The organism is Bacillus sp. FSL P4-0248, from assembly GCF_038593305.1.
Taxonomy (GTDB): Bacteria; Bacillota; Bacilli; order Bacillales; family Bacillaceae; genus Bacillus; species Bacillus safensis.
The window spans coordinates 2,678,977-2,693,286 of record NZ_CP151983.1 but is presented as its reverse complement, the minus strand read 5'-3'; the positions used below and the strand labels follow the sequence as shown (position 1 = coordinate 2,693,286).

Genomic DNA, 14,310 nt, shown 5'->3' with positions numbered 1-14,310 from the left:
AAAGCGGGGGTGTTTTCATTAAAAGTCGAAGTTATCTGGATCTGGACCTATACGTTTGTTTTCATTTAAGTCAGAAAGACGTTTCATATCTTCATCAGATAAGACAAAATCAAATATATCAGCGTTTTCCTTTAAACGATGTGTTTTCGTTGATTTTGGGATGGTGATGACACCTTTTTGTACATCCCAGCGCAAAATAATTTGAGCAGGTGTTTTACCATATGTGTTTGCGAGCTCTGTAATCAGCGGGTGATGCAGCAGTTCACCCTGCATCAGCGGTGACCAAGCTTCCATTTGAATGCCATGAGAGTTCAAATACGTAGAGAGTGTTTCCTGCGTTAGTTTTGGATGAAATTCTACTTGGTTGATCGCTGGTTTGATGTCTGCATCTTTTAATAGTTCGTCTAGGTGATGCGGCTGGAAGTTGCTCACTCCGATGGCTCTGACCTTTCCTTCACGATACAAGGTTTCCAGTGCACGCCAAGCTTCTTTGTATTTTCCTTCAACCGGCCAATGGATTAAATACAGATCAAGGTAGTCAAGCTGAAGCTTTTTTAAGCTTTCTTCGTATGCATTTAGGGTAGATTCATATCCTAAATCGGCATTCCACACTTTTGATGTGACAAAGATATCCTCGCGGCGCAGTCCTGTTTCTGCTAAACCAAGCTGTATGCCTCGTCCAACACCTTCTTCATTTCCATAAATAGCCGCTGTATCAATACTGCGATAGCCTAATTGAATGGCTGTTTTGACAGCATCAACTAATTCTGCTCCATCTTCCACCTTGAATACACCAAGGCCAAAGCCTGGCATGAGGACCCCATTGTTTAATGTTTTTGTACTTTGTAAATGTTCCATCATAAAAACTCCTTTAAATGGTTTGTGTTTGTTCTTTTTGTTCCATTTGATAACTGATCATCGTAAGAATGGCTGCGATGAGGACCATGATGCCGCCGACCCAGCCTGTATGCACAAGACCAAGTGTATCTGTCACGATGCCGCCTAAAAATGAGCCAATGGCAATCCCGGCATTAAAGGCAGCGATATTCATAGCAGATGCGACGTCGACCGCTCCGGGTGTGTATCTTTCTGCAAAATCAACGACGGCTACTTGCAGCCCAGGTACATTCATGAAAGCAAACAGTCCCATCAGCATGACGGTTCCAATGCCTAACACTGTGAATCCAGCAGTGAAGCTAAGGATAAACAAGATAATGCTTTGGATGATAAACATATAGATCAGTGCTTTCATTGGCTGTTCATTAGCAGCTTTTCCGCCAATGACATTTCCGGCTGCGATCGTGATTCCGTATAAAAGCAGGATCAAGGCCACAGCCCCAGGCGCAAGACCTGTCACATGCTGCAAGAGAGGAGATAAATACGTGAAGACGACAAAGGTTCCTCCATACCCTGTGGCTGTAATGACGAATAAAAGCAGAATTCTTTTTGTTTTTAATAGAACAGCTTGATCCTTAAAAGATGTTTTCACCCCCTGCTTTAATTGAGACGGCACAAGAAAATAGTTGGTTATCAGTGCGATCAGACCAATGATCACAATCACACCAAATGATGTCCGCCAGCCGAGCTCATGACCAAGAAATGTCCCGAATGGCACACCTGTCACAGTCGCTACTGTTAAACCAGTGAACATAAAGGCAATGGCGCTTGCCCGTTTTTCTTTCACGACAAGGCTTGCAGCAATCGTAGAACCGATGGACATGAAGATTCCATGGGACAAGGCTGAAATCACCCGGCCGATTAACAGCACTGAAAAAGTCGGGGCAATGGTGGCAAGTGTATTACCAATCAAAAAGACGAGCATAATGAGCAAAAGCAATGTCTTTCTTTTCATCGTGAAAGTAAGGGAAGTCAATATAGGCGCGCCAAATGTCACACCAAGTGCATATAAAGAGACAGTCCAGCCTGCCTGACTGACGCTCACTCCAAAGTCCTCTGAGATCATTGGCAAAAGACCGACACTAATGAACTCAGTTGTTCCTATAGCAAAAGCACTAATCGCTAGTGCGAGAAGAGCAAAATGGTTTTGCTTTTTCTTCATAAGTAAGTTCACATCCTTCTGTGATGACATTTTGATAGACGAAGCCGATCGGCAAGAGTTATTATCTAACATAGATGACGAAAAAAAAAGTACGTACTTTTTTGTAATATAGGTACTAAAAAGTGCCTGTTCGTACAGAGAGGAGTGAACATTCGATGGAAAAGAAAAAATATAATATCTCTGTGGAAGCAACGCTTGAGGTCATAGGCGGGAAGTGGAAGTGTGTGATTTTATGTCATTTGACACACGGGAAAAAACGGACGAGCGAATTGAAGCGGCTCATGCCAAACATCACACAAAAAATGCTCACGCAGCAGCTGAGAGAGCTTGAAAGTGATGGGGTCATTAACCGGATTGTCTATGAACAGGTGCCGCCTAAAGTGGAATATGAATTAAGTGAATACGGACAGTCGCTCGAAAGAATTCTCAATGCGCTATGCGATTGGGGGGCAGCTCATATTGAACGTGTGTATGGAGAGCCGCTTTCCGTGCTGGAAGACAGCATCTTAAATGAACAGTTTAAATAAAAGAGTCCCGCTTTCTTGTGAGAGCGGGACTCTTTGTCTTACATGCCTTTTTTCTGGTCGCGGTATTTCCCAGGAGTTGTACCTTCCAGCTTTTTAAAGGATCGGATGAAATTTTGCGGGTTTTTATATTTCAGTTTTTCCGAAATTTCTTTGACGGACATATCGGTTTCTACAAGCCAGTTTTTAGCGACATGGTGTCTGTAGGAAGAGAGATATTCACTAAAGGAGATATCCATTTCCTTTCTGAAAATGCTGCTTAAATAATTGGGATTGTAATGCAGGCGGGTGGCGATTTCATCCAATGTGAGATCTGAGTCGAATTCTTGATGAATGATATGAATGATTTTTTCTGAGATGTTTTTGTATTGTGAGTCTTCACGTGCAGCAAGCTGGTCAATAATTGGCCGAATGATTTCATGTTTCAGCCATGCTTCCGTATCTTCAAAGGTTTTAAATTCAAAAATCGTATCATAGAGCATTTTGTTATCTTCAATCTCAAATAATTCAATGCCCAGCAAATGCATCAGCTCAATTAAATTGTTTAAGAAACGAGCGAGGGCGATATGGTATTCGTGCGGTCCTGCATTTTTAGAAAAAATGGATTGCAGGAGCACATGTAAATAGTGATCCGCTTTGCCTTGATCGCCAGCTTTCATCGCATCAAATAAATCATGCTGCAGCTGCTTTGGAAAATGGGTTTTGAACGTCTTTCCTTGCTGGATATGCTCATATAAGATAATGGACTTTTTCTCTGCTTTGAGTCTGTATTTTAAGGCTTCTTTTCCTTCAATGTAAGCATGTTTTGCCATCGTGAGTTCCTTAAACTGGCGGCTGATCCCAATGCTGATCGATAAACCGAGCTCTTCTTCAATACGCTGCTGAATGCTTTCTGCTAATTGATTTAAATATTCAGTAAACTCTTCATCTGACTTTGAGTGGTTGAGGATAATCGTTGCTTGATGCTGATTGACAACGGTTGGCTGAAGGTGCTCCTCTTGCGGAATAATCTGCTCGATCAATCCATTGATCGCAAATAAAAGCAAGTCAGCATCTTTTTTTTCATAAGGTGTTCCTTTTAACGTATCGATTTGGGTCACAAGCATAGACAAATGAGACCAGCCCTGAGGAAAGCCTAAGCTTTGGAACCGGTTGTTAACTTCTTCATCTGTCAGCTTTCCAAGTAGCAGCCGTACCATAAAGTATTGCTGTAAGTGTGTCACTTGCTGCTCAATCCGTTCCTCTAAATCATTGTTTTGATCTTTCATTTGTTTAATACTCGATTCAATCAACTCAAATTCATTTTGAAAAGGCTGTTTTTGCAAAAATGATTCATTACGTGCAAATGACTCGTATAATAAGCGGATTGGTTTATAAAAGTGTCTGGAACCAAACCATGAAAATAGTAATGAAAGCGCTAACAAAATAGTGCAGATAATAAAGGTAATCCACCCAATTGATTTCGTTTGCTGTTTAAGCTCTGGAATAGAAACGAAGGATAGGTACGTCCATTCATTATAATCTGATTTTTGAAATGTGATTTGATAGTTGAGTTCGTCGATCTTCATATCAAATTGCCCTGATCGTTTTTCAAGTGAGAGCACATGCTTGACGAAATCCTGATGTTTCAGCGATTCACCAATTTGTTCTTTGCGGTTATGTAGCAGCACTTTTCCGTTGGTATCGATGACAAACATACTATCTGATTGAGAGAAGTCAGGCATGTTATCAGCAATTACGCAGCTTGGAATGCTGGCGACAGCGATTCCCTTTTTTTGAACGCTGTTCATAGGCAGTTGTTTGATTAAATTCACATTGTACTTACAAAAGGATGCTTTTCCTTCTTTTGTCGCAACAAGTGGATTATTCTCTTCAAGTGCCCAGCTGGAGTGACTTGGTATATTGAGGTAAGAGGTCAGCGCTTTTTCTTGGTCTTCGCTTGTGACATGATAAAGCCCCGAATTGTTCATGTACCAGTCTTCCATTTTACTGACGAGTGTAATATTGGAAAGGTCGGTGTCAAAGGTTTGCAGGTAGTTCAGTTCCTGCTGTACTTGATTATAAAGCTGAAATTGGTCTGGATTTAAAGGTTCTGCCAGTGTTTGAAGGAGAGGCGGCGAACTGACATAGTGAGTGAGAGAATGATCAACAGTTTTTAAAATATGCTCAATATTGGATTGCGTTTGTTTGACGCTGTCGAGCTTTTCATTTGAGATATTTTCAAGTGCTGTTTTTTGCGAATGCTGATAAGAAAAAATGCCGACAATGATAACAGGAATCGTACTAAGTATGAAAAAAAACGTCACTAGCTTGTAATAAAATTTGTACTGCCTTCTTTTCATAAAACCCCCCATTTCAAACAAAACAATCTTTTCCCCTTAATTTATTAATCCAAAAATCTGGTAGGTTTGTCAATAATCATTTTCTGAGATTAGGATCATTTTCTTATGTTTTATGTAACGTTTTGATCAGCATCACCTATGAAAATATGATCTGTTGATATGATTGTAGACGGATTTTTCATCCTTAAGATACAGTTAACACATGCATTAGCATGAGGGGAGGCTTTATCAATGAAAACAGAGGATGTCACTGCCAAGGGTGTGCCTGCGGCAGCTTTGAAAAGTGAAAAAAGAAAGCGCTTACTTAATCAATTGCTAAGTCAAAAGTTTTTGTATTTAATGATTTTGCCGGGGCTCATTTATTTTATTGTTTTTAAATATGTGCCAATGTGGGGGCTCATCATTGCCTTTCAAGATTACCAGCCGTTTCTCGGCATTCTTGGCAGTGAGTGGGTTGGCTTCAAACACTTTATTCGATTGTTTACAGAACCAACATTTTTCATCTTATTAAAAAATACACTGATTTTATTTGCCATGAATGTCGTGATTTTCTTTCCAATTCCGATCTTATTAGCGCTTCTTTTAAACGAAGTGAGATTGGCATTGTTTAAGAAATTTGTACAGACGATGATTTATATTCCTCACTTCATGTCATGGGTGATTGTCGTGTCCTTATCTTTTGTTTTGTTAACAGTAGATGGCGGGTTAATGAATGAATTGATTGCTTTCTTTGGTGGAGAAAAGATTAACTTCCTTCTTAGTCAGGAATGGTTTAGACCGATGTATATTTTACAGGTCATCTGGCGGGAAGCAGGATGGTCAACAATCATTTACCTTGCGGCGATTACAGCGGTAGATCCGCAGCTATATGAAGCAGCAAAAATGGATGGGGCCGGGAGACTGAGACAAATGTGGCACATCACACTTCCTGCCATTAAAAGTGTCATTGTGGTTCTGCTTATTTTAAAAATCGGTGATACGCTTGAGCTTGGCTTTGAGCATGTCTATCTATTACTGAACGCAACGAACCGGGAAGTAGCAGAGATTTTTGATACGTACGTTTATACAGCAGGTCTTAAGCAAGGACAATTCAGCTATAGTACCGCTGTTGGTTTATTTAAAGCAGCTGTTGGACTTATTTTGGTCATGCTGGCAAACCGTTTAGCGAAGAAATTCGGGGAAGAAGGTATTTATTAAAAAGGGAGATGAGGAAGAATGACTTTATCGATTGAAAAGGGATCACCGCTTGAGCATGCAGAGAAATTAGCACAAACCATTATGAAGGCGTATACACCGATTGAGCTGCCGCCAGCTGGAAGGTGGCATTATCATCAAGGCGTTTTCCTTTGCGGCGTCATGAAGCTATATGAGGCAACAGGGAACGAGGCGTATTTCGATTATGTGAAAAACTATGCGGACTCCCTCATTGATGAGTACGGTAATCTGTTATTTCGCAGGGATGAGCTTGATGCCATTCAAGCAGGACTCATTTTATTCCCTCTTTACGAACGAACGAGAGAGAAGCGGTATGTGCTGGCGGCGGAGAAGCTGCGCGGACTATATCGTACGCTAAACCGCACGTCTGAGGGCGGATTTTGGCATAAAGACAATTATGCTTATCAAATGTGGCTCGATGGTCTCTACATGGGCGGTCCTTTTGCCTTAAAGTATGCTCAGCTTAAAGGTGAAGAGTCGCTAGTGGATATGGTCATCCATCAAGAGCATCTCATGAGAAAGCATACGAAAGATGAACAAACAGGTCTGTATTATCACGCGTGGGATGAACGAAAAACGATGCCATGGGCTGATCAAAAGACAGGCTGTTCCCCAGAGTTTTGGGCAAGATCGTTTGGCTGGTATGTCCTTGCATTAGCAGATATGATCGAGGACTTGCCCGAGCATTATGAAAGGCGGAAGGTGTGGAAGGAAACGCTGACAGACATGCTGGAAAGTGTGGCAAAGTACCAGGATCAAAAGACAGGTCTCTGGCATCAAATCATTGATAAAGGAAATCACAGTGACAATTGGCTTGAAAGCTCGGGATCGTGTTTATTCATGTATGCCATGGCAAAGGCCATGAATGAAGGGTATGTAGGTCTCCGTTATGTTGATCATGTGGTCAGAGCATATCAAGGCTTGATTCAGCATAAGACGGCTGAGAAAGAAAATGGTGATTTTACCATCAATGATATTTGTATTGGAACATCTGCGGGATTTTATGATTACTACGTTGGAAGAGAGCGGAGCACTAATGACTTGCACGGGGCAGGCGCTTTTATTATGGCGTTAACTGAGCTAGAAAAGCTGTCTGTTTTTCAAAAGGCATGAGGAGGCAAAAAAGAGCCGCCGTATGGCTCATCAGTATCATCGCTGCCCTTTGTTTATCTGCCTGTCAGGGGAAAACAAACGGGATCGATGTTCTGATTTTTTCTGATATGTCAAAGGGGATGAAGGATCAATTAGTGGCGAAGGCTTTTCAGCCGGAACAAGAGACGTATAGCGTCCACATCTTTCCGGCGATTCCTGAAAAGCTTCTTGTTGAAATTACCTCAAAAGAGGGGGACGTGATGCTTGTTCCAGAAGAAATGTTTAGAACATATGATGATCCTGAAAGCTTTCAGCTGCTTGAAGAGATGGAAATAGGCGGTCAAGCAGCAGGACCATATACGGTCGATGACAAAAAGACAGGGAAAACGGTCGATTATGCGGTTCAAATCAATAAAGGAAAGAAAAAACTAAACGGCTATACCTTTCAACTACACCGAGATATGGTCGCTTTCATTCCCGTGTATGCTGATAAGACGGAAGAGGCGCTGTCTCTTATGAAACAGTTTCGTGAAAACCAATAGAAAATGGGGTGGGGAATGTGAAACGGGTCGTGATTTGCGGGCTGAGCCATCGTGCGTTCAATATGTTTATTAAACCGCTCACAGAGGATTTCAATGAGCATTATCGGATTACAGGGCTCCTAGATATAGATCATCAGCGGTATATACTTTGTCAGGAGCGTTTTCCATCACTCCGGGGCGTTTCGTTTTTTCATGAAGATGCATTTGATCAGATGGTCAAGGAAACAAAGCCAGATATCGTCATTGTGGCAGGCAGGGATGACACCCATGTCACATATATCATGCAGGCACTTGACCATGATCTAGATGTCATCACTGAAAAGCCGATGGTGACAACAGCAAAAGACGCCAAAAAAGTAATGGAAAAAGAGGCGGAAAGTAAAGGGAAGGTCACGGTCACCTTTAATTATCGCTACAATCCTTTCCATCGAAAAGTAAAAGAACTTATTTTAGACGGGAAAATTGGAAGGGTCACATCTGTTGAACTGAGCTGGCTCATTGATACGTACCATGGTGCTAGTTATTTCAAAAGGTGGAATCGCACACGTCAATTTTCTGGCGGGCTGTCCATTCATAAGTCGACGCATCATTTTGATTTGGTCAACTGGTGGATTGATCAAAAGCCGAAGCAAGTATTTGCTTACGGGGCGCTGAACTATTACGGCAGCGAAAGCCCTTGGAATCCCTTGCAGGGGGAGGAAAATAGATTTTGCGGAACATGCCATGTGAAGGATATATGTCACTATGAAGCAAGGTGGAATCCGCGGGTTGAGCGCTCGAAGGTGGAGGACGACCATATTGAATCCGGTCAGGAGCAAACGCAGCAGTACTCAAACTATCGCCCTGATGCCTGCATTTTTGATCAGGAAATTGATATTGAGGATACATATGTGGCGTCAGTCGCTTATGACCAAGGGGCTTTGCTCAGCTATTCGATTCAATTCTCAGCCCCATATGAAGGCTATCGTCTTGCCATTAATGGGACGAAGGGGCGTATTGAAACAAATGAGTTTCATGTGCCATCAAGAATTCCTTTTCAATTCCCAGAACAAACAATTTCTTATTACCCGATGTTTGGATCAAAGGAGACGATTGAAGTCGTAAAGCAGCCAGGCGGACATGGCGGAGGAGATCCTCTGCTTTTGGCTGATTTATTTATAGGAAAAGATCCCTTGATTCACTATGACATCTTAGCAGGAGCAGAGGCTGGTGCTTATTCGATTGCTCTTGGGGAAGGCATGTGGCGCTCTGTCGTAGAAAAGCGCCCAATTGAAATCGATGAATTGTTTCATAAAGAGACGGTGTAAAGAGAAAGAGAGGAGGGGAAGGAGATGGATCATGATGGTTCAATGAGCAGAATGCTGAGGATGTGTGAGTGGGTGATGAGGCTCGCCTATACGAATTTGTTATGGCTTTTGTTCACCATCCTGGGGCTTGGCGTATTTGGCTTGATGCCTGCGACTACTGCATTATTTTCCGTGATGAGAAAGTGGATTCAAGGGCATGAGCAGGTCAATGTATTCCGCACTTTTTGGAAGGTATTCAGGGAGGAGTTTATACGCTCTAACATCATTGGAGTGGTGCTGTTCATCATTGGAACGATTATTTATGTCGACCTTGCTTATATCTATCCGGCGAGCTGGCTCTTACATGTGCTTCGCTTTGCTATATATATTTTCGGTTTTCTGTTTATTGTGAGCTTATTTTATATTTTTCCGCTGCTTGCGCATTACGATTGGAAAAAACGTCTCTATCTGAAATTCTCTCTTCTGCTCGGTATCTCATATTTGCAATATACACTCTCTATGCTTGTTTTCTCTGCTGTGCTGTTTATTCTGTTTGCTTATTTACCGGGAATCGTGCCGTTTTTCAGTGTGAGCATACTCGCCTATGGTCATATGTGGCTGGCCTATCAAGTCTTTAAAAAGGTAGAGTTTGAAATTGAGTACGAGACAGCCGAAGTAAAGAAGCGGCTGCCGTCTTTCCTTCAATCAAAGCGGGTGAATACGCAGTGAAGTGAATCATTTGCTATAATGGTGTCACCGTAATGAAAAGGAGAGATGAGAGTCGTGTCAGTGAAAGAAATTTCAATAGAAGAATTAAAACAAAAGCTGGAGCAGGAAGACGCCATTCAGCTTATCGATGTACGTGAGGATGAAGAGGTAGCAGAAGGGATGATCCCGGAAGCCATCCACATTCGAATGGGCGATATCCCTGAGAAGCTGGATGCATTCGATCAAACGCAGGAATATTATATTATTTGCCGCTCTGGTAAACGTAGTGAAAATGTCTGCTATTACCTAGAAGATCAAGGCTACCAAGCGACAAATGTAGTTGGCGGGATGCTTGCTTGGACAGGAGAAACAAAACCGAAGCTGTAAATAGAAGGCCTTTCATCTTAACGATGAAAGGTTTTTTTGTTCATATGCCTCTTTCTATGTGCATAAAGATAGAGTAGCGAGAGAAGGGAGAGTGGCATAGGTGCTAAAGGTAGCTGTATTTGATGAAGAGCATGAGAAAGATTTGCAGAGTGAAATCAATCATTTTTTAAAAGGAATGGATGACGACCAAATCATTGACATCAAGTACAATGTAGCGGTGATCTGTGAGCAGGGAGGGGAACAGCTCTACTGTTTTTCTGCACTCATTTTATATAAAAAATAGACGGCTTCAAAAAAGGACCTGCTTGAAGGGTCCTTTTTCTTTGGTTAGCTGGCGTCAATATATAAACGATGCTTGTGGCAGTGAACACATTGAAAGAGGTAGCCTTGTAAGTCTCCTCCGTTGACGAGCCATTGCTTTAGGTTCTCTTTTGTTAATCCTTCGCCGCTGCAAATGTCTTCGATATCCTCGGCGAGTTCTTCCTCTAGATGTACAATCTCTTTCCAGCCGACATACTGGACGATTGCGCAAAAATCTCCGCAATGACTTAACCAATATTCCTGCTGCCATCCGCGATAGCCTGGCGTTCTGAAGATCAGCTCATCTATATATTCCTCTTGATCGACATCATCACAGCTTGCATCATCTTGAAAGGTTCCATTGTATTTTTTCGCTGCTGATCCATCTTTAATGCACCAAGGACAAATTCCCTCCACATCTTCCACAGTATAAAAAGGGCCATGGTACACATAATCTCTTTCTTTCTCACAAACAGGACATGTCGTATGCTCTTTTTTGATCACGTTTAACGAAACTGGATCTGGGTTGTACTTGAACGTAGGTAACGTCATTTAAACCTCCATTATGTAGAAAGTGATGATTCATCACTATTTTAAAGGAATCCTCAAGCTCGCGACAATCTTAAATTGTATATATAGAAAAAAGCCGTTCGGATAAGGAACGGCTTTTTCTCGCTTGCGATTATGCTTTTTTTACTCTTGGACTTCTTGGTTTATTGACTTGATTGGTTTGTTTGATGATTCTTCGTTCATCATTTAGTGATTTATACAGCGAGACAATCATCAATATAATGACAACGGAGAACGGTAAGGCTGCGAGCTTGGCTGTATTTTGCAGGGCTTCAAGTCCCCCTGAAAATAAAAGCACAGCAGCAACAGCCGATTGTATAATGCCCCAGCTGACTTTGACACTGCCAGAAGGGTTCAATGATCCGTAGGTTGTCTGCATTCCAAGCACAAATGTAGCTGAATCAGCCGATGTAATAAAGAATACGGCGATTAAAATGAGTGCCAGTATCGATGTAATCATCGCCAGCGGATATTCATTCAGTACACCGAAGAGCATCGTTTCAGTTGAAAGACCTGCAACATCGACAATATTCTTTTGCTGTAAGTCCATTGCAGATACACCGAAAATCGAGAACCATAGGAATACTAGGATGGAAGGAGCGACTAAGACACCCACTAAAAATTCGCGAATTGTCCGCCCGCGAGACACTCTAGCGATAAAGATCCCGACAAATGGAGCCCAAGAAATCCACCATGCCCAATAAAAGATCGTCCATCCATTAATCCATTCTCTCTTTTCAGGATCATTGGGAGATAGACGAAAGCTCATTTGAACGATATTGGATAAGTATTGTCCAATCGAATCAGTAAAAGAATTTAAGATAAAAACAGTTGGACCTACCAAAAGTAAGAAAAACATCAGAACAGCTGCTAATACCATATTGATATTACTTAAGTATTTAATGCCTTTTCCAATCCCGCTTAAAGCAGATGCAAGGAAAAGCACTGTCACAATGATAATAATGATCAATTGTGTGCTAAAGGCAATTGGAATATGAAAAAGGTAATTCAATCCACCATTTATTTGTGCCGCGCCTAATCCTAGGCTTGTTGCAACACCAACCACAGTTGCAAATACTGCAATACAATCGATGGTTTTACCGATCCATCCGTGAATTTTATTTCCTAAAACGGGCTGCAGCGTTGCACTGATTAAGCCAGGTGCATCTTTTCTAAATTTAAAGTAAGCAATGCAAAGTGCAACAATGGCATAAATAGCCCATGCATGAAGCCCCCAGTGGAAAAATGTATAGCGAAGGGAATCGCGGAAGGCCTGAGCTGTTTCAGTCTCTCCTGTTGGTGACTGAATAGCATAGTGGCTGATCGGTTCAGCTGCTCCGTAAAAAACAAGACCAATTCCCATACCGGCACTAAATAGCATAGCAAACCAAGAAAATAAACCAAATTCAGGCTCTTCCCCGGGTTTTCCTAGCGTAATCTTACCGATTGGGCTAAAGATAAAGAATAGACAAAAGCCGACAAGCAGTGATACCACTAACAAGTAATACCAGCCAAAGTCATTTGTAATGTATGTTTGAATTTGATCTGTGACATTTTGCAATGTGTCTGGAGAAAACGCTCCCCACATCACGGCAACAAATGTGATCGCAATCACAATCCAAAATACACTTGATACGTTTTTCACACCATCTCACTCTCCTGTTGTTCTACACGTTTAAGCAGAGGACTTCGCTTAATATCCCCTAACTCAACTTATTTCAAACAAAAAGAGGCGAGCTTCTCACTCGACCTCTACTTTACCGTAACATGTTTTGCTTTCATTTATCAACTATCGATATGGGAAGACGATTTTTCCTCAATTCGTTTACGAAGACGGTAGACATATTCTTTTAAACATACTGCGAAAATGGTAAACGCCAAAACAATGGCGACTTTTAACGGGGTAATGGACAGCTTCAAGAAAACAGCAGCTGTCAAACTGATAACGACCGCAAGAACAATCGGTAATGCACGTCTGATCATTGATCTCTCTCCTTTGCTTCTAGTGCAGCATTCATGCCGGCAAGCCTGCCTGTCACAAGTGCTGATGTGATATTGTAGCCGCCTGTGTAGCCATGGATGTCTAAAATTTCTCCGCAGAAATAAAGACCGGGCATTTTTTTAGACGCCATTTTCTTCGGTTCAATTTCCTTCACAGAAACGCCGCCTCCTGTCACAAACGCTTTGTCCAAGGATAGCGTACCATTTGCATGCACAATAAAATGTTTGCAATCATGGGCAAATGCACGCAGTTTATCCTTGGCTAGACCAGAGAATGTATCTTGTGGATCAATCCCGTTCCGTTCTAACAGAAACAATAAATAGCGTTCTTGCATCCAAGACTTGAGGACATTTTTAATGGCTTTCTTCGGTTCATCTTTTAGGTCACGATGAAGCTTTTGGAACAGCTCCTCGTCATTCAGCTTCGGATATAAGTCAATTTGAAGACGTACACTCGGCTGTTTTTTCAATTCCTTCACAACAAATCCACTGCATCTAAGAACAGCTGGACCTGATAAACCAAAGTGAGTAAAAATCATATCCATGACGTGTGTGACGACGGGTTTCCCTTTTTTATTTAAAACACTGACAGCCACACTTCTTAAAGAAAGACCTTGAAGCACTTTTTCTTTAATAAATCGTTCATCGGATGTGACCGGTACCTCTGTTGGGAAGAGCTCTGTAATGGTATGACCGGCTGCTTCTGCCCATGCATAGCCGTCACCAGTAGAGCCGGTATGCGGCACACTTTTTCCGCCGACAGCAATGACGACAGACTTACTTGAAATTTTTTCATCATTATTTGTAACAATTCCAGCTGCTTGTCCGTCTTGATACAGAACTGTTTTAATTTTTTCGTTCGTTCGAATGGTGACATTGAGGGCTCGGAGCCTGTCTAGAAGGGCATCCACAACAGATTGTGCTTTGTTTGAGACAGGGAACATACGTCCATGGTCTTCTTCTTTTAGTTCAATGCCAAGGTTTTCAAAAAACGAAATAATATCCTCGTTGTTGAACTCAGAAAATGCACTATATAGAAAACGGCCGTTTCCGGGTATATGCTTGATGATTTCTTCTACTGGAAGGCGGTTGGTGACGTTACAGCGTCCGCCGCCAGAAATGGCCAGCTTTCTGCCAAGTTTGTTTCCTTTGTCAATTAACAAAACAGTCGCACCGTGCTCTGCTGATGCAATCGCGGCCATCAGCCCAGAAGGTCCGCCGCCAATGACAATGACATCATAATGTTTCATGTTACATTCCTCTTTCTACTTTCAGTCATTTTTC

The 14,310-nt window shown here is 41.9% G+C and carries 15 protein-coding genes; 8 read left to right on the top strand and 7 right to left on the bottom strand.

Annotated features, from left to right (window positions below; genetic code table 11):
• Positions 1-18 precede the first annotated feature (18 nt).
• Together NST65_RS13810 and NST65_RS13805 are read right to left on the bottom strand one after the other, a co-directional pair.
• Positions 19-861 carry an aldo/keto reductase gene (locus NST65_RS13810; RefSeq protein WP_211043057.1) on the bottom strand — a complete coding sequence of 281 codons (843 nt, stop codon included), beginning with the start codon at positions 859-861 and terminating at the stop codon, positions 19-21.
• Between the two features lie 10 nt (positions 862-871).
• The gene (locus NST65_RS13805; RefSeq protein WP_335617902.1) at positions 872-2,059 is read right to left on the bottom strand and encodes an MFS transporter; all 1,188 of its coding nucleotides are present in this window, start codon (positions 2,057-2,059) and stop codon (positions 872-874) included.
• 155 nt (positions 2,060-2,214) lie between these two features.
• Between NST65_RS13805 and NST65_RS13800 the strand changes: the two genes are divergently transcribed.
• A complete protein-coding gene (locus NST65_RS13800) occupies positions 2,215-2,586 on the top strand; it encodes a winged helix-turn-helix transcriptional regulator (RefSeq protein ID WP_003217763.1) in 372 nt (123 codons plus the stop codon).
• Between the two features lie 38 nt (positions 2,587-2,624).
• On the opposite strand, the gene NST65_RS13795 is transcribed toward NST65_RS13800, so the two are convergent.
• Positions 2,625-4,925, bottom strand: coding sequence for a helix-turn-helix domain-containing protein (locus NST65_RS13795; RefSeq protein WP_342489005.1), 2,301 nt, complete (start codon positions 4,923-4,925; stop codon positions 2,625-2,627).
• A 231-nt stretch (positions 4,926-5,156) separates the two neighbouring features.
• On the opposite strand from NST65_RS13795, the gene NST65_RS13790 reads away from it, so the two are divergent.
• The 7 genes from NST65_RS13790 (at position 5,157) to NST65_RS13760 (ending at position 10,438) form a co-directional block, all read left to right on the top strand.
• Positions 5,157-6,122, top strand: a complete 966-nt coding sequence (locus NST65_RS13790; protein ID WP_024424886.1) for a sugar ABC transporter permease — start codon at positions 5,157-5,159, stop codon at positions 6,120-6,122.
• Positions 6,123-6,140: 18 nt separating this feature from the next.
• Positions 6,141-7,253 carry a glycoside hydrolase family 105 protein gene (locus NST65_RS13785; protein ID WP_342489004.1) on the top strand — a complete coding sequence of 371 codons (1,113 nt, stop codon included), beginning with the start codon at positions 6,141-6,143 and terminating at the stop codon, positions 7,251-7,253.
• The gene (locus NST65_RS13780) at positions 7,250-7,774 is read left to right on the top strand and encodes a lipoprotein YteS (RefSeq protein WP_342489003.1); all 525 of its coding nucleotides are present in this window, start codon (positions 7,250-7,252) and stop codon (positions 7,772-7,774) included. Before NST65_RS13785 ends, NST65_RS13780 begins: the two co-directional genes overlap by 4 nt.
• A gap of 17 nt (positions 7,775-7,791) precedes the next feature.
• Positions 7,792-9,081 (top strand): Gfo/Idh/MocA family oxidoreductase, encoded by a 1,290-nt coding sequence (locus NST65_RS13775; protein ID WP_342489002.1) that lies wholly within the window; start codon positions 7,792-7,794, stop codon positions 9,079-9,081.
• Between the two features lie 24 nt (positions 9,082-9,105).
• Positions 9,106-9,789 carry a YesL family protein gene (locus NST65_RS13770; RefSeq protein WP_211043061.1) on the top strand — a complete coding sequence of 228 codons (684 nt, stop codon included), beginning with the start codon at positions 9,106-9,108 and terminating at the stop codon, positions 9,787-9,789.
• Positions 9,790-9,843: 54 nt separating this feature from the next.
• Complete coding sequence (locus NST65_RS13765; protein WP_065214504.1) at positions 9,844-10,155, top strand: rhodanese-like domain-containing protein; 312 nt, start codon at positions 9,844-9,846, stop codon at positions 10,153-10,155.
• A gap of 100 nt (positions 10,156-10,255) precedes the next feature.
• Positions 10,256-10,438 carry a sporulation protein Cse60 gene (locus tag NST65_RS13760; RefSeq protein ID WP_024424881.1) on the top strand — a complete coding sequence of 61 codons (183 nt, stop codon included), beginning with the start codon at positions 10,256-10,258 and terminating at the stop codon, positions 10,436-10,438.
• Between the two features lie 44 nt (positions 10,439-10,482).
• Here the strand turns inward: NST65_RS13760 and NST65_RS13755 are convergent, their stop codons facing one another.
• From NST65_RS13755 to NST65_RS13740, 4 genes are all read right to left on the bottom strand, one after another.
• Complete coding sequence (locus tag NST65_RS13755) at positions 10,483-11,007, bottom strand: CbrC family protein (protein WP_211043063.1); 525 nt, start codon at positions 11,005-11,007, stop codon at positions 10,483-10,485.
• 130 nt (positions 11,008-11,137) lie between these two features.
• On the bottom strand, positions 11,138-12,670 hold the full coding sequence (locus NST65_RS13750; protein ID WP_034279475.1) for a BCCT family transporter: 1,533 nt from the start codon (positions 12,668-12,670) through the stop codon (positions 11,138-11,140).
• 140 nt (positions 12,671-12,810) lie between these two features.
• Entirely contained in the window at positions 12,811-13,008 is a 198-nt protein-coding gene (locus NST65_RS13745) for a hypothetical protein (protein ID WP_024424878.1), read from the bottom strand.
• Positions 13,005-14,276 (bottom strand): NAD(P)/FAD-dependent oxidoreductase, encoded by a 1,272-nt coding sequence (locus tag NST65_RS13740; protein WP_034279477.1) that lies wholly within the window; start codon positions 14,274-14,276, stop codon positions 13,005-13,007. Before NST65_RS13740 ends, NST65_RS13745 begins: the two co-directional genes overlap by 4 nt.
• Positions 14,277-14,310 lie beyond the last annotated feature (34 nt).

What these genes read in the sequence shown, in the direction of transcription:
- NST65_RS13810 (WP_211043057.1), bottom strand. Translation starts at nt 861, where the DNA reads ATGATGGAACATTTACAAAGTACAAAAACATTAAACAATGGGGTCCTC.
- NST65_RS13805 (WP_335617902.1), bottom strand. Translation starts at nt 2,059, where the DNA reads ATGAAGAAAAAGCAAAACCATTTTGCTCTTCTCGCACTAGCGATTAGT.
- NST65_RS13800 (WP_003217763.1), top strand. Translation starts at nt 2,215, where the DNA reads ATGGAAAAGAAAAAATATAATATCTCTGTGGAAGCAACGCTTGAGGTC.
- NST65_RS13795 (WP_342489005.1), bottom strand. Translation starts at nt 4,925, where the DNA reads ATGAAAAGAAGGCAGTACAAATTTTATTACAAGCTAGTGACGTTTTTT.
- NST65_RS13790 (WP_024424886.1), top strand. Translation starts at nt 5,157, where the DNA reads ATGAAAACAGAGGATGTCACTGCCAAGGGTGTGCCTGCGGCAGCTTTG.
- NST65_RS13785 (WP_342489004.1), top strand. Translation starts at nt 6,141, where the DNA reads ATGACTTTATCGATTGAAAAGGGATCACCGCTTGAGCATGCAGAGAAA.
- NST65_RS13780 (WP_342489003.1), top strand. Translation starts at nt 7,250, where the DNA reads ATGAGGAGGCAAAAAAGAGCCGCCGTATGGCTCATCAGTATCATCGCT.
- NST65_RS13770 (WP_211043061.1), top strand. Translation starts at nt 9,106, where the DNA reads ATGGATCATGATGGTTCAATGAGCAGAATGCTGAGGATGTGTGAGTGG.
- NST65_RS13755 (WP_211043063.1), bottom strand. Translation starts at nt 11,007, where the DNA reads ATGACGTTACCTACGTTCAAGTACAACCCAGATCCAGTTTCGTTAAAC.
- NST65_RS13745 (WP_024424878.1), bottom strand. Translation starts at nt 13,008, where the DNA reads ATGATCAGACGTGCATTACCGATTGTTCTTGCGGTCGTTATCAGTTTG.
- NST65_RS13740 (WP_034279477.1), bottom strand. Translation starts at nt 14,276, where the DNA reads ATGAAACATTATGATGTCATTGTCATTGGCGGCGGACCTTCTGGGCTG.